The organism is Amycolatopsis vancoresmycina (assembly GCF_000716785.1).
Classification (GTDB): Bacteria; Actinomycetota; Actinomycetes; order Mycobacteriales; family Pseudonocardiaceae; genus Amycolatopsis; species Amycolatopsis vancoresmycina.
Genome location: NZ_JNYY01000008.1, coordinates 175,769 through 199,223 on the forward strand (window position 1 = coordinate 175,769; position 23,455 = coordinate 199,223).

The 23,455-nt window shown below is 71.8% G+C and carries 23 protein-coding genes; 8 read left to right on the plus strand and 15 right to left on the minus strand.

Annotated elements, in window-relative coordinates; genetic code table 11:
* Window positions 1-297: 297 nt before the first annotated feature.
* Window positions 298-1,950, plus strand: coding sequence for a fumarate hydratase (locus tag OO60_RS20595; protein ID WP_003063101.1), 1,653 nt, complete (start codon window positions 298-300; stop codon window positions 1,948-1,950).
* Between the two features lie 54 nt (window positions 1,951-2,004).
* Here OO60_RS20595 and OO60_RS20600 read toward each other — a convergent pair whose 3' ends face one another.
* The 10 genes from OO60_RS20600 to OO60_RS20645 all read right to left on the minus strand — a co-directional run bounded on the left by OO60_RS20600 (window position 2,005) and on the right by OO60_RS20645 (window position 10,422).
* Entirely contained in the window at window positions 2,005-2,670 is a 666-nt protein-coding gene (locus OO60_RS20600) for an RlpA-like double-psi beta-barrel domain-containing protein (protein ID WP_003063103.1), read from the minus strand.
* Window positions 2,671-2,856: 186 nt separating this feature from the next.
* Entirely contained in the window at window positions 2,857-3,354 is a 498-nt protein-coding gene (locus OO60_RS20605) for a hypothetical protein (RefSeq protein WP_003063106.1), read from the minus strand.
* Between the two features lie 156 nt (window positions 3,355-3,510).
* Window positions 3,511-4,014, minus strand: coding sequence for a hypothetical protein (locus OO60_RS20610; RefSeq protein WP_033261904.1), 504 nt, complete (start codon window positions 4,012-4,014; stop codon window positions 3,511-3,513).
* A gap of 40 nt (window positions 4,015-4,054) precedes the next feature.
* Window positions 4,055-4,852: an ABC transporter permease gene (locus OO60_RS20615; protein WP_033261905.1), complete on the minus strand. Its 798-nt coding sequence runs from the start codon at window positions 4,850-4,852 to the stop codon at window positions 4,055-4,057.
* Complete coding sequence (locus OO60_RS20620; RefSeq protein WP_033261906.1) at window positions 4,830-5,687, minus strand: 2-aminoethylphosphonate ABC transporter permease subunit; 858 nt, start codon at window positions 5,685-5,687, stop codon at window positions 4,830-4,832. Before OO60_RS20620 ends, OO60_RS20615 begins: the two co-directional genes overlap by 23 nt.
* Window positions 5,684-6,733, minus strand: coding sequence for an ABC transporter ATP-binding protein (locus OO60_RS20625; RefSeq protein ID WP_033261907.1), 1,050 nt, complete (start codon window positions 6,731-6,733; stop codon window positions 5,684-5,686). The genes OO60_RS20620 and OO60_RS20625 overlap by 4 nt, the downstream gene beginning before the upstream one ends.
* Entirely contained in the window at window positions 6,730-7,737 is a 1,008-nt protein-coding gene (locus OO60_RS20630) for a 2-aminoethylphosphonate ABC transporter substrate-binding protein (protein WP_033261908.1), read from the minus strand. Before OO60_RS20630 ends, OO60_RS20625 begins: the two co-directional genes overlap by 4 nt.
* Window positions 7,734-8,402, minus strand: a complete 669-nt coding sequence (locus tag OO60_RS20635) for a phosphonatase-like hydrolase (RefSeq protein WP_156081312.1) — start codon at window positions 8,400-8,402, stop codon at window positions 7,734-7,736. Before OO60_RS20635 ends, OO60_RS20630 begins: the two co-directional genes overlap by 4 nt.
* The gene (locus OO60_RS20640; protein WP_033262011.1) at window positions 8,399-9,511 is read right to left on the minus strand and encodes a TIGR03364 family FAD-dependent oxidoreductase; all 1,113 of its coding nucleotides are present in this window, start codon (window positions 9,509-9,511) and stop codon (window positions 8,399-8,401) included. The genes OO60_RS20635 and OO60_RS20640 overlap by 4 nt, the downstream gene beginning before the upstream one ends.
* A 134-nt stretch (window positions 9,512-9,645) precedes the next feature.
* Window positions 9,646-10,422: a GntR family transcriptional regulator gene (locus tag OO60_RS20645; RefSeq protein WP_003058389.1), complete on the minus strand. Its 777-nt coding sequence runs from the start codon at window positions 10,420-10,422 to the stop codon at window positions 9,646-9,648.
* 81 nt (window positions 10,423-10,503) lie between these two features.
* On the opposite strand from OO60_RS20645, the gene OO60_RS20650 reads away from it, so the two are divergent.
* Both OO60_RS20650 and OO60_RS20655 read left to right on the plus strand, forming a co-directional pair.
* Window positions 10,504-11,715, plus strand: a complete 1,212-nt coding sequence (locus tag OO60_RS20650; RefSeq protein WP_003058392.1) for an APC family permease — start codon at window positions 10,504-10,506, stop codon at window positions 11,713-11,715.
* A gap of 124 nt (window positions 11,716-11,839) precedes the next feature.
* Window positions 11,840-12,646, plus strand: coding sequence for a S1 family peptidase (locus tag OO60_RS20655; RefSeq protein WP_003058394.1), 807 nt, complete (start codon window positions 11,840-11,842; stop codon window positions 12,644-12,646).
* Between the two features lie 53 nt (window positions 12,647-12,699).
* On the opposite strand, the gene OO60_RS20660 is transcribed toward OO60_RS20655, so the two are convergent.
* Complete coding sequence (locus tag OO60_RS20660) at window positions 12,700-13,800, minus strand: NAD(P)H-dependent flavin oxidoreductase (RefSeq protein WP_003058396.1); 1,101 nt, start codon at window positions 13,798-13,800, stop codon at window positions 12,700-12,702.
* Window positions 13,801-13,813: 13 nt separating this feature from the next.
* Window positions 13,814-15,430 carry an acyl-CoA synthetase gene (locus tag OO60_RS20665; protein ID WP_205624091.1) on the minus strand — a complete coding sequence of 539 codons (1,617 nt, stop codon included), beginning with the start codon at window positions 15,428-15,430 and terminating at the stop codon, window positions 13,814-13,816.
* Window positions 15,431-15,492: 62 nt separating this feature from the next.
* Here OO60_RS20665 and OO60_RS20670 point away from each other — a divergent pair, with 62 nt between their 5' ends.
* The 4 genes from OO60_RS20670 (at window position 15,493) to OO60_RS20685 (ending at window position 19,524) form a co-directional block, all read left to right on the plus strand.
* Window positions 15,493-16,281 (plus strand): crotonase/enoyl-CoA hydratase family protein, encoded by a 789-nt coding sequence (locus tag OO60_RS20670; protein WP_003058402.1) that lies wholly within the window; start codon window positions 15,493-15,495, stop codon window positions 16,279-16,281.
* An 81-nt stretch (window positions 16,282-16,362) separates the two neighbouring features.
* Window positions 16,363-17,340: a Zn-ribbon domain-containing OB-fold protein gene (locus OO60_RS20675; protein WP_003058405.1), complete on the plus strand. Its 978-nt coding sequence runs from the start codon at window positions 16,363-16,365 to the stop codon at window positions 17,338-17,340.
* A 7-nt stretch (window positions 17,341-17,347) separates the two neighbouring features.
* A complete protein-coding gene (locus tag OO60_RS20680) occupies window positions 17,348-18,361 on the plus strand; it encodes a thiolase domain-containing protein (protein ID WP_003058407.1) in 1,014 nt (337 codons plus the stop codon).
* Window positions 18,358-19,524: a thiolase domain-containing protein gene (locus tag OO60_RS20685; RefSeq protein ID WP_003058409.1), complete on the plus strand. Its 1,167-nt coding sequence runs from the start codon at window positions 18,358-18,360 to the stop codon at window positions 19,522-19,524. Before OO60_RS20680 ends, OO60_RS20685 begins: the two co-directional genes overlap by 4 nt.
* A 28-nt stretch (window positions 19,525-19,552) precedes the next feature.
* Here the strand turns inward: OO60_RS20685 and OO60_RS20690 are convergent, their stop codons facing one another.
* Together OO60_RS20690 and OO60_RS20695 are read right to left on the minus strand one after the other, a co-directional pair.
* Window positions 19,553-20,575, minus strand: coding sequence for a YhjD/YihY/BrkB family envelope integrity protein (locus OO60_RS20690; RefSeq protein WP_003058410.1), 1,023 nt, complete (start codon window positions 20,573-20,575; stop codon window positions 19,553-19,555).
* Between the two features lie 49 nt (window positions 20,576-20,624).
* A complete protein-coding gene (locus OO60_RS20695; RefSeq protein WP_033261909.1) occupies window positions 20,625-21,416 on the minus strand; it encodes a transglutaminase-like domain-containing protein in 792 nt (263 codons plus the stop codon).
* A gap of 34 nt (window positions 21,417-21,450) precedes the next feature.
* Between OO60_RS20695 and OO60_RS20700 the strand changes: the two genes are divergently transcribed.
* Window positions 21,451-22,032 carry a dienelactone hydrolase family protein gene (locus OO60_RS20700; protein ID WP_033261910.1) on the plus strand — a complete coding sequence of 194 codons (582 nt, stop codon included), beginning with the start codon at window positions 21,451-21,453 and terminating at the stop codon, window positions 22,030-22,032.
* Here the strand turns inward: OO60_RS20700 and OO60_RS20705 are convergent.
* Window positions 22,004-23,230 (minus strand): cytochrome P450, encoded by a 1,227-nt coding sequence (locus tag OO60_RS20705; protein ID WP_004561240.1) that lies wholly within the window; start codon window positions 23,228-23,230, stop codon window positions 22,004-22,006. The two genes, OO60_RS20700 and OO60_RS20705, sit on opposite strands and share 29 nt — an antisense overlap.
* Window positions 23,231-23,455: the final 225 nt, after the last annotated feature.

Consider the following 23,455-nt stretch of genomic DNA (forward strand, 5'->3'; position numbering starts at 1 on the left):
CAGCCGAACCGGCGCGGGCGGGCATCACCGACCCCCCACTCACCCAGGCCTCCCCACCACCCCGATCCGAAGCCCGAACACGGACGGCGGCGCCGGGTCAAGGCACGCTTTCCCGCCTTGACGCGGCACCGCCGTCCGTAGTCACAATCGGGCATCGGGGTGATGGATCCACCAAGGCATCCCCCACAGCGACCGAGCCCGCGTGGGGTGGCCCACAGTGACCGGGTGCTTCTGTCACGTACCCATCGAACCCCCCGTAGGGTGGACCGATCCCGGAGCTGGCAAAGGAGCCTGACAGTGCCGTCCACCACGTTTCAGCACACCGAAGTCCTCCCGCTGGGCAAGGACACCACCACCGAATACCGCCTGGTCACCGATCAGGGCGTCGAGACCGTCGAAGCCGCCGGGCGCACCTTCCTGAAGATCGCCCCCGAAGCGCTCACCACGCTCGCGCGCACCGCCATCACCGACATCCAGCACCTGTTGCGCACGTCACACCTGCAGCAGCTGCGTGCCATCGTCGATGACCCCGAAGCGTCCGGGAACGACCGGTTCGTCGCCATGGACCTGCTGCGCAACGCCGCCATCTCCGCCGGGGGCGTGCTGCCCATGTGCCAGGACACCGGGACCGCCATCGTCATCGGCAAGCGCGGCGAAGGCGTGCTCACCGGCGGTGACGACGAGCGCGCCCTCTCGCAGGGCATCTTCGACGCCTACCAGCAGCTGAACCTGCGGTACTCGCAGATGGCGCCGGTCAGCTTCTGGGACGAGCGCAACACCGGGACCAACCTGCCGGCGCAGATCGAGCTCTACCACAAGGACGGGGACCCGACCTACGAGTTCCTCTTCATGGCCAAGGGCGGCGGCAGCGCCAACAAGACCTTCCTCTACCAGGAGACGAAGGCCGTCCTGAACCCGAAGCGGCTCGCGCGCTTCCTCGACGAAAAGCTGCGCAGCCTCGGCACCGCCGCCTGCCCGCCGTACCACCTCGCGATCGTCGTCGGCGGGATGTCGGCCGAGTTCAACCTCAAGGTCGCCAAGCTCGCCTCCGCGCGCTACCTCGACAACCTGCCGCAGGAGGGCTCGGAACTCGGGCACGCCTTCCGCGACACCGGCCTCGAGCAGCAGGTGCTGGAGATGACCCGGCAGTTCGGCATCGGCGCCCAGTTCGGCGGGAAGTACTTCTGCCACGACGTCCGGGTCATCCGGTTGCCGCGGCACGGCGCCAGCTGCCCGGTCGGCGTCGCCGTCTCCTGCTCGGCCGACCGGCAGGCCAAGGCCAAGATCACCGCCGACGGCGTGTTCATCGAACAGCTCGAGCGCGACCCGGCCCGCTTCCTGCCCGACGTCACCGAGGAAGACCTCTCCGACGACGTCGTCGCCGTCGACCTCAACCGGCCGATGGCCGAGATCCGGGCGCAGCTCTCGCAGCTGCCGGTCAAGACGCGGCTTTCGCTGACCGGGCCGCTGGTCGTCGCCCGGGACATCGCGCACGCGAAGATCGCCGAGCGCCTCGACGCCGGCGAGGAGATGCCGGACTACCTGAAGAACCACCCGGTCTACTACGCCGGCCCGGCGAAGACGCCCGAGGGCTACGCGTCGGGTTCGTTCGGGCCCACCACGGCCGGGCGGATGGACTCCTACGTCGAGCAGTTCCAGGCCGCCGGCGGCTCGCTCGTCATGCTGGCCAAGGGGAACCGCTCGAAGCAGGTGACGAACGCCTGCCAGGCGCACGGCGGGTTCTACCTCGGCTCCATCGGCGGCCCGGCGGCGCGGCTCGCGCAGGACTGCATCAAGCAGGTCGACGTCCTCGAGTACGCCGAACTCGGCATGGAGGCCGTCTGGAAGATCGAGGTCGAGGACTTCCCGGCGTTCGTCGTCATCGACGACAAGGGCAACGACTTCTTCGCCAGCACCGGCGACCCGGTGCTGCAGATCAGCTTCCGTTAGCGGACAAGGGAAAGGGGACACCGGCCCGCCGCCGGTGTCCCCTTTTCCGTACCCTCAGCCGACGCGCTCGATCCGCGCGCGCCGGATGAGGAACTTGCCGGGCTCCCGCACCTGCTCGAAGGCCGCGTTGTTGAGCAGCGTGCAGCTGCCCGACACCGAGGTCACCTCGACCGTCGTGGACTTCGAGTTGTCCAGGTTGGTCACCTTCAGCTTCGTCCCGGCCGGGAACTGGTTGCTCGACGCGGCCGGCGCGCCGCCCTCGCCCGAGAGCGTCACGGTCGATCCGGGGCAGACGACCTGGCCCACCGCACCACCGGCGGCGGCCTGGTCCTGCTTCTTCTGCTGGCCGGGCGCCTGCGCCTTGCCCGGCGCGTTGCCGGAGTTGCCGGGTGCGGCGGCGGCCTGGCCGTTGTTCGCCGCGACGTTCGCCGTGCAGCCCGCCACCTGCCGCCGCTGCTGGATCAGGTCCACCACCGCCTGGCGGTTGGCGATCCGGGCGGCCGACTGCGCGTCCGGGTTCGCCTGCTGGCCCGCGATGAAGTTCAGGTTGTTCTGCAGCGCGGTGTCGAGTCCGGCGCAGTTCTCCTTGGGCGCTTCGGCCGCGTTGCCCGCGGGACTGCTCAGCGCGATGGCGGTCGCGGTGACACCGGCGACGCCCAGCAACGCGGCCAGTCCGACGGTCGCCTGCTTGCGGTGCCTGCCACTGCTCAACCGGGGCATGGGCCCCTCCTCTCTGATCGCCACCTCACCCGGGGACACGGCCCGGTCACGGCGGCGGTTCAGCGGGAGCCATGACAATTTTCGACAACTTCGACGCCGGCGCCCTCGTGGTCCGGACCACTGGGCGCCGAATGTCCACTCCGGACCGGCCGTGACCCCGGGCGATCCGGGGTCACGGCCTCGCCGTCACTTCGGCGGCGTGGTCTTCAGCACCACCGTGCGCTGGTCCAGCGGCGCGGCCAGGGCGACCGAGATCACCGGGTAGCGGATGTCCATGGTGCACATCTGCCCGGTCTGCGCCTTCGTCTCGCTCAGGTTGACGACGACGTGGCCGGCGGTCTGCTCGGCCGCCTCGCCGAGCGCGTGGCCGCAGCCACCCTCCTGGGCGCGGATGTCGAGGATCGTGCCGCCGTTGGACGTCCACACCTCGCGCGGGAACCCGGCGGGCAGCGCGGTCGCGTCGATCTTGGCCGCGGGCACCGGCGTGCTGCCCTCGGGCACGGTGAGCCGCGGCTTCCCCGGCGGGTTGGGGGTCGGCTGCGGCACCACGGGTTCACTCGCCGACGGCAACGTCGACACGCTGCCGGTGGGCGCCGTGGAGACACCGCCGGCGGGCTGGCTGGTGGCCATGTCCTGGCCGGCGCAGGCCGTCGCCATCAGCAGGAACGCACCTGTCCCGACCACCTTCGCTAAGTACCTCATGTCCCGAAGACGGAACGGGGGTGCCGCGGGGTTGCACCGGACGTGGTGTGAGCGGGGGCCCGGCGACGGTTTGCCGGAGCTGGTCTGGGAGGGCGCCCGCGGGCATCCCGCGAGCGCCCTCCCAGCGTCCGAAGGTGGTCAGCCCTGGCGGAGGACGACCGTGCGCGAGCCCAGCGGCGCCGTGAGCACCAGGGGGATCTTGATCTCCCGGATGTAGTCCGGGCACATCTGCCCCTTCGGCGCCGACAGCACGGCGACCAGCACGACCACCTGCTGGGCCGTCTGGTCGCCGACGCGGGCCGAGATGCGGCGGCAGCCGCCCTCCTCGGCCTGCAGGATCAGCGTCTTGCCGTCGAGGCTGCGGGTGAGGCTGCGCGGGTAGCCCTCGGGCAGCTGACGGGCGTCGACCTGCGTCTCGGCGATGACGTCGTCGCCCGGGGCGATGCCCTGGGTCGGGCGCCCGGCCGTCTGCGTCGGCGGCGAGACGGGCGTCGGGGTCACGGGCCCGGGTGCGGGCGCGCTCGCCGACGACGTGGCCGAGGCGGGGCCGCCCGCCGCCGGGGCGCCCGCGCCGGAGTTCGCCGCGCAGGCCGTCACCGTGAGCAGCAGCAGGCCCGTGCCCAGCAGTTTCGTGGTACGCATACCTGCCAGACGTAACGGACCGCCGCCGGGTTGCACGCGGTCAGCGGGCGGCCGCCCGGCCGCGGGCCAGGCCCAGCAGGACCACCCCCGCGAGGGTGACCCCGAGCAGCAGCACCGTGGCCGCGGCGGCGAGGAACACCTGGCCGCGGTCGGTCAGCGCGAAGATGCTCGCCGGGAGGGTGCGCCAGTCCGGCGGGTACAGCATCATCGTCGCGCCCAGCTCGCCCATCGACATCGCCAGCGCGAGGCTCGCCGACGCCGTCATCGCCGGGAGCAGCACCGGGATCCGCACCCGCAACACCACCCGGACAGGGGAGGCACCCAGCGATGCCGCCGCCTGGGCCAGCTGCGGGTCGACGCGGGCGAGCGCCGCCGAGACCGTGCTGTAGGCGAACGGCAGCAGGATCAGCAGGTGCCCGAGCAGCACGATCCAGCGCGTCCCGTTGAACGCCAGCGGCGGCCGGCTGAACGCCACCAGCAGCGCCAGGCCCAGCACCACCGACGGCACCGCGATCGGCAGGTGGAACAGCGTCCCGGTGAGCTGCCGCACCCGCCGCGGCGCGGTCTCGGCCGCCAGCGCCGCCCAGGTGCCGAGCAGCACGGCCGCCGCGCCCGCGACCACGCCCGTCTGGACGCTCACCGAGAGGCTCGCGAACGTCTCCCCCGACAACGCGTCCGCGTAGTGCCCCAGGGTGAGCCCGCCGGGCAGTACGCCGGTCCAGTGCCCGGCGAACGACGCCAGCACGATCATCGCCAGCGGCGCCACGACCACGACGGTGAACACCACCCCGAACACCAGCCACAGCAGCACCTTGCTACGCCGCGTCCACAGCAGCACCGCGACCCCTTCCCGCCAGGAACCGGTAACTCCCGTACAACAGCAGGGAAATCGCGACGTCGACCAGTGCGACGACGCTCGCCGCCGGGAAGTCGAACGTGACGATCCCCTTGCCGTACACCAGCATCGGCAGCGTCGTGACACCCTTCGCGCCGAGGAACAGCACGATGCCGAACTCGTTGAGCGCCAGCAGCAGCGTCAGGCACGCCCCCGCCGCCAGCGAAGGCAGCGCCGCGGGCAGCACGACCCGCCACAGCACCCGGCCCGGCCGCGCGCCGAGCGACGCGGCGACGTCCAGGTGCACGCCCGGGACCTGGCCGAACGCCGCCAGCGCCGGCCGCATGACGAACGGCGTGTAGAACGTGACCTCGGCCAGCAGCACGCCCCACGGCGAGTACAGGAACCCGCCCGCGCCGAACACACCCGCGGAGCCGTACAGGAACGTGAACGCCAGCGCGATGAGGAACGACGGGAACGCGAGCACGGTGTCCACCAACCGCGACAGCGTCCGCGCGCCCGGGAACGGCACGAACGCGATCACCAGCGCGAGGAACGTCCCGAGCAGCACACAGCCCGCGGTCGCGCCGAGGGCGAGCAGCACGGTCTGCAGCGCCGCGTCGCGGAACTCCGCCGAGCCGAGCACCTCCGCCCACACCGCGAACCCGAACCCGGTGCCCGTGGTCAGGGACTGCCCGGCCACCAGCACCAGCGGGTAGCCGCAGAACACCGCCACGACCACCAGCGGCGGCAGCAGCCACACCCACGCCCTGCCCCGTCGTGAGTGGTAAGGCGAGTTAGAACTCGCCTTACCACTCACGAGGGCGACGGCGGTCATGAGGTGACTCCGACCAGGGGGCAGCCGTCCGGGATCGAGACGCCGACCGCCGTGCCGACCGGGAAGGCGTCGGGGACCTCGGCGCGGATCAGCGCGCCGCCGTCGAGCTCCAGGTCCAGGCGGTAGCCGGTGCCGCGCCACTGCACCGCCCGCACCAGCGCCGGGAGGGTGTCCGCGCCGGGGGTGCCGACGCCGACGCGGTGCGGGCGCACGCCCAGCGCGACCGGGCCCGCCCCGAGCGCGCCGGTCGGCTCGGCGGTCAGCACGCGGCCGCCGAGCCGGACGGTCGCGGGCGTGCCGTCGCTGACGAGGTCGACCGGGATGAGGTTGGCCGCGCCGAGGAAGCTCGCCGTGAACTCCGCGGCGGGCCGCCGGTAGAGCTGCTCGCACGGGCCGGTTTCGACCAGCCGCGAATCCCGCATCACCGCGATCCGGTCGGCCAGCGCGAGGGCCTCGCCCTGGTCGTGGGTGACGTAGACGAGCGTCGTGTCCGGCAGTTCGGCCCGCAGCCGCAGCAGTTCCGTGATCATGTCTTCGCGCAGGGCGGCGTCCAATGCGGACAGTGGCTCGTCGAGCAGCAGCACCGGCGGCCGGATGGCCAGCGCCCTCGCCAGTGCGACGCGCTGCTGCTGCCCGCCGGACAGCTCGCGCGGGAACCGCCGGGCGTAGGCCCCCATGCCGACCAGGTCGAGGACTTCGGCGACCCGCCGGGCGGTCTCGGCGCGCGGCGTCCGCCGGGCCTTGAGCCCGAAGGCGACGTTGGCGTCGACGCGCAGGTGCGGGAACAGCGCGTAGCTCTGCACGACGACGCCGAGGCCACGCCGGTGCGGCGGGGTGCCGGTGACGTCCTCCCCGGCCAGGAGCACCCGGCCGGCGGCAGGCCGGACGAACCCGGCGAGCGCCTTGAGCGCCGTCGACTTGCCGGAGCCGGACGGCCCGAGCAGCGCCAGGGTCTCGCCGCGGGCGACCGTCAGGTCGAGGGTGTCCAGCGCGGTCGTACGTCCGAAGTGGACGGACACCCCACGCCATTCGACGGCCGGGGTCACCGGCCGACGGCCTTCTTGTAGGCGGCCAGGTCGGCGTCCAGGCGGCCGAGCACCGCGGTCCAGTCCGGGTGCCAGATCTCGACGCCGTCGAGCGCGGCCTTGATCTTCGCCGCGTTCGGGCCGACCGGGGTGACGTCGGCGCGGGCCGGGATGCCGTACGCGTCGGCGGCCTTCGCCTGGACCTCGGGCGAGAACAGGAAGTCGAGCAGCTTCTTGGCGTCGTCGGCGTGCGGCGCGTTCGCCACCAGCCCGGCGTAGTAGGGCAGCGCGAACGTCGAGCGCCTGCCCTGGGCGTCGGCCGGGAAGAACACCTCGAAGCCACCGCTCTTGGCGATCTCGGCGAGGTTCATCTGGACGTCGCCGTTGGCCACCAGCAGCTCGCCCTTGGCCACCTTCGGCTGCAGCTTGCCGGTGGACGACGACGGCCCGGCGTTGTTCGCCTCCAGCTTGCCGAGGTAGTCGAGCGCGCCCTGCTCGCCGAGGACGTGCTGCAGCTGCAGGAGGACCGCGGTGCCGTCGCCGGCCTCGCCGGGCGTCGAGTACTGCACCTTGCCCTTGAGCGCCGGGGCGAGCAGGTCGTCCCAGGTCTTCGCGGCCGACTGCGGGTTGCGGATGAAGCTGAGGTAGTTGTCCATCACGGCGAAGTAGCGGCCCTGGGCGTCCTTTTCGGACACTTTGTCGGCGCCCGCCGGGGTGTAGGGCTGCAGCAGGCCGGCGACGCGCTGGACGAACGGCGGCAGCGTGACGAGGACGTCGGCCTGGGTGTTGGCCTTCTCCTTCTCGACGCGGGACGCGACCTCGCCGGAACCGGCGGTGACCGCCTGCACGGTGATGCCGGTCTGCTGCTTGAACTCGGCGAAGCGCGCGGTGTACCAGTCTTCCAGTCCGTCCACTGTGTACACAGTGACGGTTTTGCCGCCGGCGCTCGCGGCGCCGGTGCCGCCGCAGGCGGACAGCAGGGCGGTCAGCGCCACCGCGAGGACGGCGGCGAGGGTCTTCTTCATCGGGGTTCTCCTTCGAGCACGGCGGGGAGGTCGGCGACGGAATCGAGGACGTGGGTGGCGCCGGCGAAGTCGTCGCGGCGGCCGGCGCCGGTGAGGACGCCGGCGACGACGGACGCCCCGGCGCGCCGGCCGCAGAGGACGTCGGACGCGGTGTCGCCGGCGACGGCGATCCGCCGCACGTCGGTGACGCCGAGCCGCAGCGCGGCGGTGAGGACGAGGTCGGGGAACGGGCGGCCGCGGACGCCTTCGCCGGGGGCGAGCGCGAGGTCGGCGAGGTCGTGCCAGCCGAGGGCATCGAGGATGGCGCCCTGGGTGGCGGGCGCAAACCCGGTCGTCAACGCCACCTTGACGCCGTCCTCGCGGAGGCGGCGGACGACGTCTTCGGCGCCGGGGATGGGCGTGCACTCCCCCGCCGCGACGAGCTCGCCGTAAGCCGCTTCGAAAGCCGCATTCGCTTGCTGCGCCCGGCTTTCGTCGTCGAGCAGAGCACGGAAGACGGTGATCTTCGACTGCCCCATCGTGTCGGTGACGTACCGGAGCATGTCCGGGTGCCGCGCTTCGGGGACGCCGACGGCGTCGACCGCGGTGGTGAAGGCGCGCACGACCAGGCCGTCGTCGGCGACGGTCGTGCCGGCCATGTCGAGCACGGCGAGTTCGGGGATCACAGGTTCAGCTCCTCGGCGGTGGCTTCGGCGATGGCGGGCGCGCAGGTCATCCCGCGCCCGCCCGGGCCGGTGACCAGGACGGCGTTGGCCGCGACGCGGGCGCGGTGCACCACCTGCGCCGGGTCGGCGGTCTGCGCGTACACCCCGGCCCAGCGGCGGCGGATCCGCGGCAGCGGGCGCCCCAGCAGCGCGCCCGCGACCCCGGCGAGGTGCGCGTACGGGTCTTCGGTGACGTCGAAGGCGAACGGCTCGTCGTACTCGTGGGTGTCGCCGATGGTGAGCGAGCCGTCGAGCCGCTGGACGAGCAGGAGCTGCATGCGGTGGGCCGCGGCGACGTCGCCCTGCGGCTGGGTCCGGGCGAGCGCGTCGAGGGCGGGACCGCGGTAGGCCGGGTAGTAGCGGAAGCTGTCGCCGTCGGCGACGCTCGTGGTGAGGGGTTCGCCCAGTGGCTCGGTCTGGGCCATCTGGAGCCGGACTTTCCGCACCGGCGGGTCGCCGGCCAGCTCCCGGACGAGGCCGCCGGTCCAGGCGCCGGTGCAGAAGACGACGACGTCGCCGTCGTGCCGCTCGCCGTGGTCGTCGACGACGCCGGTGCCGGTCAGCTGCCGGACCTCGCGGCCCGGGCGCCAGGTGTGGCGGCCGCTCTTCGCGAGTTCGGCGCGCAGGGCGGGCTGGGCGGTCCGCGGCTCGACGGCGGCGTCGCGCTCGCACCACAGCGCGCCGAGGAAGTCGCCGCGCAGCGCGGGGTTGAGCGCTCGCGTCTCGTCGGCGTCGAGCACCTTGAAGCCGCGGTCCCCGCCGGTGGCCGCCGCTTCGCGGGCCACGGCGAGTTCGGCCTCGGTCCGGACGACGGTCAGCGAGCCGTTGGCGCGGAAGCCGAGGGCGGGGACGCGCTCGCCGAGTTCGGCCCACAGCACGCGGGCCCGCTGGGCGGTCTCGAGTTCGGGACCGGACGCGCGGCCACCGACCCAGACCAGGCCGAAGTTGCGCACGGACGCGCCGCGGGCCTCGGGTTCGCGTTCGAGCTGGACGACGTCGTGGCCGCGTTCGACGGCCTGCCAGGCGTGCAGCGTGCCGAGCACGCCACCGCCCACGATGAGGATTCGCACGGCGCCCACGCTCGCCGGAGCGCGCCAACGACGGCTGGCCCTGCCGCTAACGCAGGGTGAAGACGCCCCGAATATTGGACCGGATGAGTTATCTATCTGTTATCGAAGGAACTCGCCTGGTTTCACCCGAGCGGTTAGTCGTTGCGCCCCAGACGGGTGGTGAAGCTGAGCCGGTCACCTCGGTAAAGGGACCGCACCCGCTCGAACGGCACCCCGTCCGGGCCCCACGAGATCCGGTGCATCAGCAGCATCGGCAGCGCCGGGTTCGTCCCGATGAGCAACGCCTCCCGCGGCGTCGCCAGCACCGTCTCGACCCGCTCTTCGGCGCCGTCGAACACCACGCCGAGCCGCTCGCTCAGGCACGCGTACAACGACTGCTCGGGGTCGAACACCTCCAGCAGCCGGGGAAACCGGTCGACGAGGAGGTATGTCGACTCCAGCCCCACGCGTTCCTCGTCGGCCAGCAGCACGCGCTCGAGGTGGAACACCTCGGCGTCCGACGTCACCTGCAGGTCGGCGGCCAGGGCACGGCCCGCGACGCGCCGCTCCAGCGTGATGACGTTGCGGCCGGGCCGGATGCCCTGGCGCCGGAGCCCCTCGGTGTAGCTCACCAGTGCCAGCGGCTGCACGAGCTTCGGGCCGGCGACGTAGGTGCCGCTGCCCTGGCGGCGGCTGAGCTTGCCCTCGAGCACCAGCTCCCCGACCGCCTGCCGTACGGTCGCCCTCGACACTTCGAACCGTTCGCACAGTTCCCGTTCCGTCGGCAGCGCCGCGCCTTCGCCGAGTTCCGCGATCACCGCCAGCAGCTCGACCTTGACCGCGTAGTACCGCGGAACACGGCCGTGCTCGGGAATCCCGTCCAGTACGGGGCCGTCGGCGGAAAGGCGGTCATGACGCGAAGGGGCGGGCACGCACCCGACCCTATTCGGTTCCGCGCGTGCCGTGGTTCGCTGTGGCGCGCAACACCACCCGATACCTGGAGGATCACCCGGATGCGTCCCGCCCCGCTGGCTCGCCGGCTCGGCCTCGCCGACGCCGTTTTCCTGGGCCTCGGCTCGATGATCGGGGCCGGTGTGTTCGCCGCGTTCGCCCCGGCGGCGCGCGCCGCCGGGGCCGGGCTGCTCATCGCACTGGTCGTCGCGGCCGTCGTCGCCTATTGCAACGCGATGTCGTCGGCTCGACTGGCCGCCATTCATCCCGAATCCGGCGGAACGTACGTGTACGGCCGGGAACGACTCGGTGAATTCTGGGGATACCTGGCCGGCTGGGGATTCGTCACCGGGAAAACGGCCAGCTGCGCCGCGATGACGCTGACCGTCGTCGCCTACGCCGCCCCCGGGCTCGGGCAGCCGTGGCGGAGCGCGCTCGCCGTCGCGGTGGTCGCCGCCCTCACCGCCGTCAACTACTTCGGCGTGCACCGCTCGGCGCTGGCGACCCGGGTGATCGTCTCGTGCACCCTGCTCGTGCTCACCGCGGCGGGGGTGGCGATGGCCGCCGGCCCGTCCGGCGGCGGCCCGCTCGTCGCCTGGCCGGGTGGCGGGGGCGTCCTGGAGGCGGCCGGGCTGCTCTTCTTCGCCTTCGCCGGGTACGCGCGGCTCGCGACGCTCGGTGAGGAGGTCCGCGATCCGGCCCGGACCATCCCGCGCGCCATCCCGCTGGCCCTCGGCATCACCCTGGTGGTCTACGCGGCGCTGGCGGTGCTGCTGCTGGTCCGGCTCGGCCCGGCGGCGCTCGCCGCGAGCCCGGACCCGATCGCCGCGGCCGTCCCGGGGTGGCTCGCCCCGGTCGTCCGGGTGGGTGCGGCCGTCGCCGCCCTCGGCTCGCTGCTCGCGCTCATCCTCGGCGTCTCGCGCACGACGCTGGCGATGAGCCGCGACGGCCACCTCCCCCGGTTCCTCGCCGCCGTCCACCCGCGCTACCAGGTGCCGCACCGGGCCGAGCTCGCGGTCGGGGTCGTCGTCGCCGTGCTCGCCGCGTCGATCGACCTGCGGTCGGCGATCGGCTTCTCGTCCTTCGCCGTCCTGACCTACTACGCCGTCGCCAACGCCGCCGCGCTCACGCTGCCGGGGAAGGCGCGGGCCGCCCTGGGGCTGGCCGGGTGCGTGGTGCTGGCGTTCAGCCTGCCGCTGCCGTCGGTGCTGGCCGGCTGCGCCGCGCTCCTGCTCGGCGCTTCGGCCTACGGCGTTCGCCGGATCCGCCGGTGAGAAATCACCCAACCGCCCGAAAGATCCGAAGAAAGTCGGTTGTCCCGGTCTTGATCACCTGGTGTAGTCAGGGAGCCGCCGACGGCAACGGTCTCCACTGTGGACACTGGAAGGACTGATCCCCTTGGCTCCCAAGCGCTGGTTCACCCTGCTCAGAAACGCCACCACCGCACTGGCCGCGGTCGCCGCGGCCGCGTCGTTCGCCACCCCGGCGATCGCCACCGCCGCCCAGCCGCCGTCCACCGACGTCGTCGGCGGAACCCGGGCCGCCCAGGGCGAATTCCCGTTCATGGTCCGGCTTTCCATGGGCTGCGGCGGAGCGCTCTACACCAACCAGATCGTCCTCACCGCCGCGCACTGCGTCAGCCGGACGGGGTCCAACACCTCGATCACGGCGACCGTCGGCGTCGTCGACCTGCAGAGCTCCAGCGCGCAGAAGATCCGCTCGACCTACGTCTACCAGTCCCCCACCTACGGCACCTCGACCGGCGGCGACTGGGCGCTGATCAAGCTGGCCAGCCCGGTGAGCGGGCTGGCGACGATGCCGATCGCGACCACCAGCGCGTACAACAACGGCACGTTCACCGTGGCCGGCTGGGGCGCGGCCCGCGAAGGCGGCGCGCAGCAGCGCTACCTGCTCAAGGCGACCGTCCCGTTCGTCGACGACGCCACCTGCGCCGCCCAGGGCGGCAGCTACCCCGACCTGATCCCGAGCGCGGAGATCTGCGCGGGCAACCTCGCCTCCGGCGGCGTCGACACCTGCCAGGGCGACTCCGGCGGCCCGATGTTCCGCCGCGACGCGAACAACGCCTGGATCCAGGTCGGCATCGTGTCCTGGGGTGACGGCTGCGCCCGCGCGCACGCCCCCGGCGTCTACACCGAGGTGAGCACGTTCGCGTCGAAGATCGCCGCGGCCGCTGCCGGCCTGTAACCGGTACCGCACGACGAAGGGGCCCCGCCGCGGCGGGGCCCCTTCTCGTTCGCTCAGCGCGTCTTGTCCAACCGGGACAGTGCTTCTTCGTAGCCGGACACCAGTTCCGCGACGACGTCGGCGACCCGGCGGACCGAGTTCATCCGGCCGACGATCTGCCCGACCGGCATCGACACCACGCTCGGGTCGTTCGCCGCGTGGATCCGGTTGTGCGCGTGGGAAACCAGCAGGTTCTGCAGCGGCATCGGCAACGGCTCGGGCGCGTCGGCCGCCGCCCACGCTTCGGTCCAGCGCGTCTTGAGCAGCCGGGCCGGCTTGCCGGTGTAGATCCGCGTGCGCACGGTGTCCGACGACGACGCCCCGACAAGCGCCTGCTGCATCGCCACCGATTCCCCCATCGTCTGCAGGTACTCCTCGGTGGCGAGCCACATCGAGCCCATCCAGACGCCGGACGCGCCGAGCGCGAGCGCCGCGGCCACCTGGCGGCCGGACCCGATCCCGCCCGCGGCGAGCACCGGCACGTCGACGGCGTCGGCGATCTCCGGCACCAGCACCATGGACGCGATCTCGCCGGTGTGCCCGCCGGCTTCGTACCCCTGCGCCACCACGAAGTCGACGCCGTTCTCGACGTGCCGCACCGCGTGCTCGGCCTTCCCGGCGAGGGCCGCGACCGGGACACCACGGTCGTGGCACTGGCCGATCACATCCGCCGGCGGCGAGCCGAGCGCGTTGGCGATCAGCTTGATCGGGTGGTTGAGCGCGACCTCGACGTGCGACCGGGCGACCGAGTGCAGCCAGCCGAGCACGCCCGCGCGCTCGTCGGTGTCGTCCGGCAGCGGCGGGACGGACAGCTCCTTCAGGACACGGTCGACGAACGCGCGGTGCCCGTCCGGGATCAGCTTCGCGAGGTCGACCTGGGTGCCCTCGGCCGGCACCTTCGCCGGCATGACGATGTCGACGCCGTACGGTTTCCCGCCGGTGTTCTCGTCCATCCAGGTGAGCACCCGGTCGAGCTCGGCGGCGTCGTTGAACCGCACGCAGCCGAGCACGCCGAGCCCGCCGGCGCGGCTGAGCGCCGCGGCGACGTGCTCCGACGGGGTGAACCCGACGATCGGCAGGTCGATGCCGAGCCGGTCGCACAGGGGTGTCCGCACGTGTGGTTCCTCCTCAGACGGGCTGGGCCGCGGCCGGTTCGTGCTCGGCGGCGTAGCGCTGGGCCCACGGGTAGTCCGGCTTGCCGCTGGGCGAGCGGCCGATCTCGCCGGCCAGCCAGATCGTGCGCGGCACCTTGTACCCCGCGATCTGCCCGCGGACGTGTTCCTCGAGCGCGCCCAAGTCCGCTTCGACGCCTTCGCGAAGCTGGACGACGGCGGCGACGCGCTGGCCGAGCCGCTCGTCCGGGACGCCGATGACGAGCGCGTCGAAGACGTCGGGGTGCGACTTCAGCGCCCCTTCGACCTCCTCCGGGTAGACCTTCTCGCCGCCGGTGTTGACGCACTGCGAGCCGCGGCCGAGCAGCGTGACCGTGCCGTCCTCCTCGTAGCGGGCGTAGTCGCCCGGCACGACGTACCGGGCGCCGTCGACCTCGACGAAGATCTTCTTGCTCTTCTCGGGATCGCCGTAGTACCCGAGCGGGACGTGCCCGCGGCGGCCGATCAGCCCGACCGCCCCCGGCTTCTTCTCGACTACGTTGCCGTCTTCGTCGAGCAGGATGGCGTCGAGGCCGAAGGTCACCCGCGGGCCGGCGCTGTGGTCGGATCCCTTGGCCACCATGCCGATCCCGGTGAAGCCGCTTTCCGACGACCCGATCGCGTCGGTGATCACGGCGTTCGGGACGAGCTCGACGAACTCCTGCTTCACCGACTGGGAGAACAGGGCGGCGTGGCTCGACACGGCGACGATCGACGACGCGTCGTAGTCACCCTCGCGGAAGGCTTCGATGAGCGGGCGGGCCATCGCGTCGCCGACGATCGTGAGGACCTGGACCTTGTGCTCCTGCACGGCCTGCCAGATCTCGTGGGCGTCGAACCGCGGCACGAAGATCACCGGGCTGCCGGTGAACAGGGCACCGAAGGCGGCCCACTGCGCGGCGCCGTGGATGAGCGGCGCGGCGGGCAGCCTGCTGAGGCTCCCGGCCTTGCCCTGCTCGGCGAGCGTCCATTCGTCCGGGACGTACTCGCCGGTGACGAAGTTGATCCCGCCGCCGAGCGCGCGCCAGACGTCCTCCTGCCGCCAGAGCACGCCCTTCGGGTAGCCCGTGGTGCCGCCGGTGTAGAGGATGTACAGGTCGTCGTTGCTGCGCTCCTCGAAGTCCCGCTCCGGGGACTGCTGGGCCAGCGACGTCTCGTAGTCGACGCCGCCGTAGCGCTCGTAGTCACCGTCACTGCCGTCGTCGATCACGACAACGTGTTTCAGTTTCGGCGTCTCCGGCAGGGCGGCGGCGACTTTGTCCGCGTAACTGCGTTCGTGCACGAGGGCGACGAGCTCGGCGTCGTTGAAGAGGTAGACGAGCTCGCCGTGCACGTAGCGGTAGTTGACGTTGACGGCGATCGCGCGCAGCTTGTACGCCGCGATCATCGCCTCCAGGGCCTCGATCGAGTTGCGGGAGTAGACCCCGATGTGGGATCCGCGTCCCACGCCGTGCGCGGCGAGGTGGTGGGCGAGCCGGTTGGCCCGCGCATCCAGTTCGGCGAAGGTGACCTGCCGGTCGCCGCACACGACCGCGACGCGCTCCGGCACGGCGTCGACGGCGTGCTCCAGAAGATCCGCGATGTTGAGTGCCACGCCCTCAAAGTAGAACATGTTATCGTTCCGGGCAATGGCACTGCTCCTTCAGGAGGTCTTCCGTGGGTGAACCGCACGCGCTGGTGTCCCAGGAGGGTCAGACCCTCGTCGTCACGATGAACCGGCCCGAGGCGCGCAACGCGATCACCGGCGAGATGATGGCGATCATGGTCGAGGCGTGGGACCGCGTCGACGCCGACGACGGCATCCGCAGCTGCATCCTGACCGGCGCGGGCGGCGCGTTCTGCGCGGGCGCGGACCTGAAGTCGATGTCCCGCAATTCCCCGTCGGAGTCGTTCGCGTCGGGCAAGTTCGACCCTTCGCGCATCCCGGGGCTCCTCAAGGGCCGCCGCCTGACGAAACCGCTGATCGCGGCGGTCGAGGGCCCGGCGATCGCGGGCGGGACCGAGATCCTCCAGGGCACGGACATCCGGGTGGCGGGTTCCTCGGCGCGCTTCGGGGTGTCGGAGGCCCGGTGGGGGCTGTTCCCGATGGGCGGCTCGGCGGTGCGGCTGCCCCGGCAGATCCCGTACACGGTGGCCGCGGACATCCTGCTGACCGGACGGCACCTGTCCGCGGCCGAGGCGCTGGCGATCGGCCTGATCGGGCACGTGGTGCCGGACGGGACCGCCCTCGCGAAGGCCCTGGAACTGGCCGCGCTGGTCAACGCGAACGGGCCGGTGGCGGTGCGGGCCATCCTGCGGACCATCCGCGACACGGAGGGCCTGCACGAGGAAGAGGCGTTCAAGCTGGACTCGCAGTACGGGATCGAGGTCTTCGCGTCCGAGGACGCCAAGGAGGGGCCGCGGGCGTTCTCGGAGAAGCGGAAACCGGACTTCCACGACCGGTAGACAAGAACGCGTTCTATACATATCCAGACGCTCCGCGGAGGAACCTTGTCGGCAGAACGAGAACATGTTTCACTCAAGGACGTGACCGAGACACCGCTTGCGGCACCGCTGAACGTCGGCTTCGACTACACCCGCTCCACCGGGCCCGTCCTCGGCCGGTTCGTCACCGCACTGCGTGACCGCCGCATCGAAGGCGTCCGCGGCAGCGACGACCGGGTGCACGTGCCGCCGGTCGAGTACGACCCCGTCACCGCCGAACAGCTCGGCGAGTTCGTCCCCGTCGGCGAAGAAGGCACCGTCGTGTCCTGGTCGTGGTGCGCGCAGCCGCTCGACGGCCAGCCGCTGAACCGGCCGTTCGCCTGGGCGCTCGTCAAGCTCGACGGCGCCGACACCCCGATGCTGCACGCCGTGGACGCCGGCTCGCCCGGCAACATCCACAGTGGACAGCGGGTGCGCGTGCGGTGGGCCGAGGAGACCGTCGGGCACATCCGGGACATCGCCTACTTCCTGCCGGTGGACGCCGAGGACACCGCCCCGACCGAGCCCGCTCCCCCGGTCGCCGAGCGCGAAGAAGGCGCGCCGATCAGCGTCGTCATCACGCCGGTGCACCTCAAGTACCTGCACTCCGCCTCGCCCGAGGAGAGCACCTACCTGCGGGGGCTCGCCGAGGGGAAGATGATCGGCCAGCGCTGCCCCGCCTGCGGCAAGGTCTACATCCCGCCGCGCGGGGCCTGCCCGACCGACGGCGTGCCGACCACCGACGAGGTCGAGCTGCCCGACACCGGCATCGTGACGACGTTCTGCATCGTCAACGTCCCGTTCCTCGGCCAGCGGCTCAAGCCGCCCTACGTCGCCGCGTACATCCTGCTCGACGGCGCCGACATCGCCTTCCTGCACCTCGTGCTGGGCTGCGCCGCCGAAGACGTCCGGATGGGGATGCGCGTGCGCGCCGCCTGGAAGCCGCGCGAGGAGTGGTGGACGTCGCTGGAGAACATCAGCCACTTCGAGCCGACCGGCGAGCCCGACGCGGCTTACGAAACCTTCGCCCACCACCTGTGAGGTCCTGATGCCAGACGTCGCGATCGCGGGCTTCGCGAAGGCCCCGAACGTCCGCGAAACCCCGGGCACCACCAACGGCGTGGAGATGCTCGTCCCGATCTTCGCCGAGGTCTTCGCGCAGACCGGGCTGTCCAAAAAGGACATCGATTTCTGGTGCTCCGGCTCGTCGGACTACCTGGCCGGGCGGGCGTTCTCGTTCATCGCCGCGGTCGACGCGATCGGCGCGTTCCCGCCGATCCACGAGTCCCACGTCGAGATGGACGCCGCCTGGGCCCTCTACGAAGCCTGGCTGAAGATCAAGATGGGCGAGGTCGAGACGGCGCTCGTCTACGGCTTCGGCAAGTCCAGCGCCGGGCAGCTGCGCCGGGTGCTCGCCCTGCAGCTCGACCCGTACGTCGTCACCCCGCTGTGGCCGGACTCGATCTCGATCGCCGGGATCCAGGCGCGGCTGGGCCTGGAGGCCGGGCTCTGGTCCGAAAAGGACCTCGCCGAGGTGGCCGCGCGCGGCACCGGCCGGGACGTCGCCGAGCTGCTCGACGCGCCCTACTTCGCGGATCCGTTGCGGCGGCACGACATCGCACCGATCACCGACGGCGCGGCCGTGGTCGTCCTGTCCACTGTGGAACGCGCTCGCGACATCGTCGAGCGGCCCGCGGTGATCGCCGGGATCGAGCACCGCGTCGACTCCCCCGTGCTCGGGGCCCGCGACCTCACGCGGAGCCCGTCCACCGAGGCCGCGGCCGCGGCTCTGGACCTCGACGGCATCGACCTCGCCGAGCTGCACGCGCCGTTCACGCACCAGGAGCTCATCCTGCGGACCGCGCTCGGGCTCGGCGACGGCGTGCAGCTCAACCCCTCGGGCGGGGCGCTCGCCGCGAACCCGATGTTCTCCGCCGGCCTCGCCCGCATCGGCGAAGCGGCGGCCCGGATCCACCGCGGCGAATCCCGCAAGGCCGTGGCGCACGCGACGAGCGGACCCGCGCTGCAGCAGAACCTGGTGACCGTGCTGGAGGCCCGATGACCAAGCAGCTCACCGCCGTGCTCGGCACCGGCCAGACGCACCACCGCGCCAAGCGGCAGGACGTCTCGATGCCGGGCCTGCTGCGCGAGGCGATCGACCGCGCGATGACCGACGCCCAGGTGGAGTGGACCGATATCGACGCCGTCGTGCTCGGCAAGGCCCCGGACCTGTTCGAGGGCGTGATGATGCCCGAGCTGTTCCTCGCCGATTCGCTCGGCGCGACCGGCAAGCCGCTGCTGCGCGTGCACACGGCAGGCTCGGTGGGCGGCTCGACGGCGCTGGTCGCGGCGTCGCTGATCCAGGCGGGCGTGCACCGGCGGGTGCTCACCGTGGCCTACGAGAAGCAGTCGGAATCGAACGCCATGTGGGGCCTGTCGATCCTGCCGCCGTTCCAGATGCCGGTCGGCGCCGGTGCGGGCGGCTACTTCGCGCCGCACGTGCGCTCCTACATCCGCCGTTCGGGCGCCCCCGAGCACGTCGGCGCGATCGTCGCGGCGAAGGACCGGCGCAACGGCGCGCTCAACCCGTACGCGCACCTGCAGCAGCCGGACATCACCGTCGAGTCGGTGCGGGCGTCGCAGATGCTGTGGGACCCGATCCGGTACGACGAGACGTGCCCGTCGTCCGACGGCGCGTGCGCGATGGTGCTCGGCGACGAGGCCGCCGGGGACGCCGTCGAGGGCGGCGCGGCGTGGGTCCACGCGACGGCGATGCGCACCGAGCCGACCACGTTCGCCGGCCGCGACCAGGTCAACCCGCGGGCCGGGCGCGAGGCCGCGGCGGCGCTGTGGGCCGAGGCGGGCATCACCGACCCGATGTCCGAAGTGGACGTCGCCGAGATCTACGTGCCGTTCTCGTGGTTCGAGCCGATGTGGCTGGAGAACCTCGGGTTCGCGCCCGAAGGCGAGGGCTGGAAGGTCACCGAGGCGGGCGAGACGGCGATCGGCGGACGGCTGCCGTGCAACCCCTCCGGCGGCGTGCTCTCGTCCAACCCGATCGGCGCGTCCGGCATGCTGCGGTTCTCCGAAGCGGCCAAGCAGGTCATGGGCCGGGCCGGGGACTACCAGGTGGACGGCGCGCGCCGCGCGCTCGGCCACGCCTACGGCGGCGGCTCACAGTACTTCTCGATGTGGCTGGTCGGCTCGGAGAAGCCCGGCTCGTGAGTGAGAAACAGTGTTCTAACACTGTTTCTCACTCACGACGGGAGCGGCGCAGGCGGAGGGCGAGCAGGGTGCCGAGGACGCCGGTGACCACGCCGACCGTGGCCGGCACGGCGATCGGCGGGTCCACCACGACCACCGGCTTCAGCACCACCGGCGCCGGCGGCTGGACCGGCTTCGGGGGTGCGTCCGAGCCGGTCGCGGTCCACGCCGTGACGAACACGAGCAGCCGCGCCACGAGCGAGATGAAGAAGATCAGGCCGATCACCGACCCGAACGCGATCCCGGTCGGCGAATCGCCGATGAGCCGCAGGTAGAACCCGCCGGCCAGCTTCAGCACCTCGAACCCGACGGCGAGGGCGACCGCGCCGCGGACCGCGCTGCGCACGCCGACCTTCTGCCGCGGCAGCCGGGTCAGCACCCACAGGAACACCAGCCAGTCGGCGGTCAGCGACAGCGGCACCGAGGACGCGGACACGAGCTGGTGCCCCCAGCTGGTGTCGTCGAGACCGGCGAGCCGGAGCAGGTAGCTGCCGAGCGCGGTGCCGGAGATGGTGAGCGTGAACGACACCAGCAGCGCCGCGCTCAGGCCGAGCAGCGCGAGCAGGTCGACGAGGATCAGCCGCAGCAGCGACTGGTCCGACCGGTTCTGCCCCCACAGCGCCGTCAGCGAGTCCCGCAGCGCGTTCATCCAGTTCCAGCCGGAGTAGAGCCCGATGGCCAGGCCGACCACGCCGACGCTGGTCCGCTGCTTCACGAACCCGGTGAGCAGGTCGGTGGCCTTGCCGCCGAGCCCGCCGGGCAGCGTCCTGACGATCGCGGAGACCAGCGTGTCGAGCAGGTGCGGCTGGGTGGCCAGCACGAACCCGGCGACCGACGAGGCGACCATCAGCAGCGGCACCAGCGACAGCAGGCTGAAGTAGGTGATCGAGGCGACGTAGTGGTAGCCGCCGGAGTCGATGTAGCGGTTGGTCGCGCGGGCGATGTGGTCCAGCCACCGGTACCGGGCGCGCGCCCGCGCCCAGGGGCTCGGGGCCTTCGGGGAACTCTTCACGAAGACTGTCTACCCAGCCGGGGCCGTCCTTGCGCAGGCAACACGCGGGTCAGCCGAGAACGACCAGCCCGGACCCGTCGTCGGCGGGCAGCGCGGCGTCCGTCGTGGCGAAGACGGTGCTGCCGAGGAAGTCGAGCTCGCAGCCGAGGGTGGCGAGGAACGCGGTGTCGGCGGCGTCGCGGCCGGTGGCGATCCGGAGCATGGTCTGTCGCGGTGCCAGGCGGGTGGCGTCGAAGACGTACCAGTGGCCGTCGACGGCGGCCTCGAAGACGGCGTGGAAGTCCATCGGCGCCAGCCCGGGCGCGTAGACGCCGGCGTAGCGCGCGGGGATGTCGAGGAACCGGCACAGGGAGATGCAGACGTGCGCGAAGTCGCGGCAGACGCCCTCGCCCGCGAGCAGGGTGTCGACGGCGTCGTCGGTGGGCCGGCTCGCACCGGCCACATAGGACAGCCGGTCGTGGACGTGCCGGACGATCGCGTGGACCTGCTTTTCGGCGCTCTTGAGCTTGAGCAGCTCGGGCGGGACGAGCCCGGCGATCCGGTCGGACGGGCAGTACCGGCTCGGCCGGGTGAACACGGCGACGTCGGCGAGGGTGACCGGCTCGGGTTCGGGCTCGGTCAGCGCCCGCTCGGCGTGGTAGGTGACGCGGTGTTCGCCGGCGGGCAGGTCGAAGACCTCGGCCCGGGTCTCGTGCCCGAATTCGACGGGCTCGCTTTCGCCGTGCCAGGACACGGTGAGTTCCTCGGTGTCGGCGTGCGCCGCGGCGACGGAGATCGCCGCGGGCCCGGGCCGGGTCACGCGGAGGGCGAACTCGACGTCCACGGTCGCTCGCACTGCCATCGGGCCATGATGACACTTCGGGCAGAATCGCCGGATGACCGACGTCGTGGTGTTCCACTCCGTGCTGGGGCTGCGGCCCGCCGAACTCGGCTTCGCCGGCCTGCTCCGGGCGGCGGGACACCGCGTGACCACCCCGGACCTTTTCGACGGCCGGACGGCGTCGAGCCTGGACGAAGGCTTCGCGCTGAAGGACACCATCGGCTGGGAGACCATCACGCGGCGAGCCCTCGACGCCGTGCGCGAACTGCCCGCGGAGACCGTGCTCGCGGGGGTGTCGATGGGGGCCGGCGTCGTCGAGGCGGTGCTGCCGCACCGGCCCGGCACCGCCGGCGTCCTGCTGCTGCACGCCGTGGGGGCGCTGCCGGCCGGGATCCGGGCCGGCCTGCCGGTGCAGGTGCACGTCGCCGACCCCGACCCGATCGCGCCCCCGGCGCAGGTCGCGGCCTGGCGCGAAGCGGCGGTGGCGGCGGGGGCCGGCGCCCGGGTGTTCACCTACCCGGGCGCCGGCCACTTCTACACCGACGCGGACGGCCCCGACCACGACGCGGCCGCGGCCGCGCTCACCGGGGAACGCGTCCTGGAGTTCCTCAGGCGTAGTTCACCGGGTAGTGCTTGATGCCGTTCAGCCAGCTCGACCGCAGCCGCACCGGCGGTGCCGCCTCGGTGATGTTCGGCATCACGTCCGCGATCGCGTTGAAGATCAGGTCGATCTCCAGCCGGGCCAGGTTGGCGCCGATGCAGTAGTGCGAACCGGTGCCGCCGAAGCCGACGTGCGGGTTGTCCTCGCGGAGGATGTCGAACTTCTCCGGGTCCTGGAAGACCTCGTGGTCGAAGTTGGCCGAGCTGTAGAACATGCCGACGCGGTCGCCCTTTTTGATCTGCGCGCCGCCGAGCTCGGTGTCGCGGGTCGCCGTGCGCTGGAACGCCACGATCGGGCTGGCCCAGCGGACGATCTCGTCCGGTGCGGTCTTCGGGCGCTGCTCCTTGAACAGCTCCCACTGGTCCGGGTGGTCCAGGAACGCCTTCATGCCGTGGGTGATGGCGTTGCGCGTGGTCTCGTTGCCGGCCACCGCGAGCAGGATGACGAAGAAGCCGAACTCGTCCGAGCCGAGCGATTCGCCGTCGACGTCGGCCTGGACGAGCTTGGTGGCGATGTCGTCCATCGGGCACTTGCGCCGGTCCTCGGCCATGTTCCAGGCGTACCCGACGAGCTGCGCCGACGCCTCCAGGGGCGCGACCTCGTATTCGGGGTCGTCGTAGGCGACCATCTGGTTGGACCAGTCGAAGATCTTGAGCCGGTCGTCCTGCGGGATGCCGATCAGCTCCGCGATCGCCTGCAGCGGCAGCTCGCACGCGACGTCGGTGACGAAGTCGCCGGCGCCCTTCTTCCGCGCCTCGTGCACGATCCGCTCGGCGCGGTCGCGCAGCGTGTCCTCCAGCTTCGAGATGGACCGCGGGGTGAAGCCCTTCGAGACGATCCGGCGCAGCTTCGTGTGCTGCGGGGCGTCCATGTTGAGCAGCACCAGGCGGTTCGCCTCGAGGTTGTCCTCGGTCATGTTCTCGTCGAAGCGGATGATGGCGGTCTTTTCCCGCGACGAGTAGAGCGTGCTGTCGCGGGAGACCTCCTTGACGTCCGCGTGGCGCGAGACGACCCAGTAGCCGTCGTCGCGGTAACCCGCGGTGTTGTGCTTCTGGGGGTTCCACCACACCGGGGCAGTCCGCCGGAGTTCCGCGAACTCGTCGACGGGGAGCCGTTCTGCGAGGAGATCGGGATCGGTGAAGTCGAACCCGGCGGGGATGAGCGGAGCGGCCACGTTGCCTCCCACGGTTCGGCTTGGAACACGTTCTAGGTTGGATTGAAGCATACGGTGTTAACCATGGGAAGAGCCTCGGTGAAACCCGTTTACTTAACCGATGAGGCCAGGTGAGCGCGCGCTCACCTGGCGAAGATCAAGAAGGCGTCACGCCTGGGCAGACTTGCACTAAACAATAACTTGTTCTAGTTTTCGGCATGGACAGTGTTTCCCGACGAAGGGGAC

Excerpts from the sequence above, each read along its gene's own strand:
- OO60_RS20600 (WP_003063103.1), bottom strand. The coding sequence starts at position 2,670 with ATGCCCCGGTTGAGCAGTGGCAGGCACCGCAAGCAGGCGACCGTCGGA.
- OO60_RS20610 (WP_033261904.1), bottom strand. The coding sequence starts at position 4,014 with ATGCGTACCACGAAACTGCTGGGCACGGGCCTGCTGCTGCTCACGGTG.
- OO60_RS20620 (WP_033261906.1), bottom strand. The coding sequence starts at position 5,687 with ATGACCGCCGTCGCCCTCGTGAGTGGTAAGGCGAGTTCTAACTCGCCT.
- OO60_RS20630 (WP_033261908.1), bottom strand. The coding sequence starts at position 7,737 with ATGAAGAAGACCCTCGCCGCCGTCCTCGCGGTGGCGCTGACCGCCCTG.
- OO60_RS20650 (WP_003058392.1), top strand. The coding sequence starts at position 10,504 with ATGCGTCCCGCCCCGCTGGCTCGCCGGCTCGGCCTCGCCGACGCCGTT.
- OO60_RS20680 (WP_003058407.1), top strand. The coding sequence starts at position 17,348 with ATGCCAGACGTCGCGATCGCGGGCTTCGCGAAGGCCCCGAACGTCCGC.
- OO60_RS20685 (WP_003058409.1), top strand. The coding sequence starts at position 18,358 with ATGACCAAGCAGCTCACCGCCGTGCTCGGCACCGGCCAGACGCACCAC.
- OO60_RS20695 (WP_033261909.1), bottom strand. The coding sequence starts at position 21,416 with ATGGCAGTGCGAGCGACCGTGGACGTCGAGTTCGCCCTCCGCGTGACC.
- OO60_RS20700 (WP_033261910.1), top strand. The coding sequence starts at position 21,451 with ATGACCGACGTCGTGGTGTTCCACTCCGTGCTGGGGCTGCGGCCCGCC.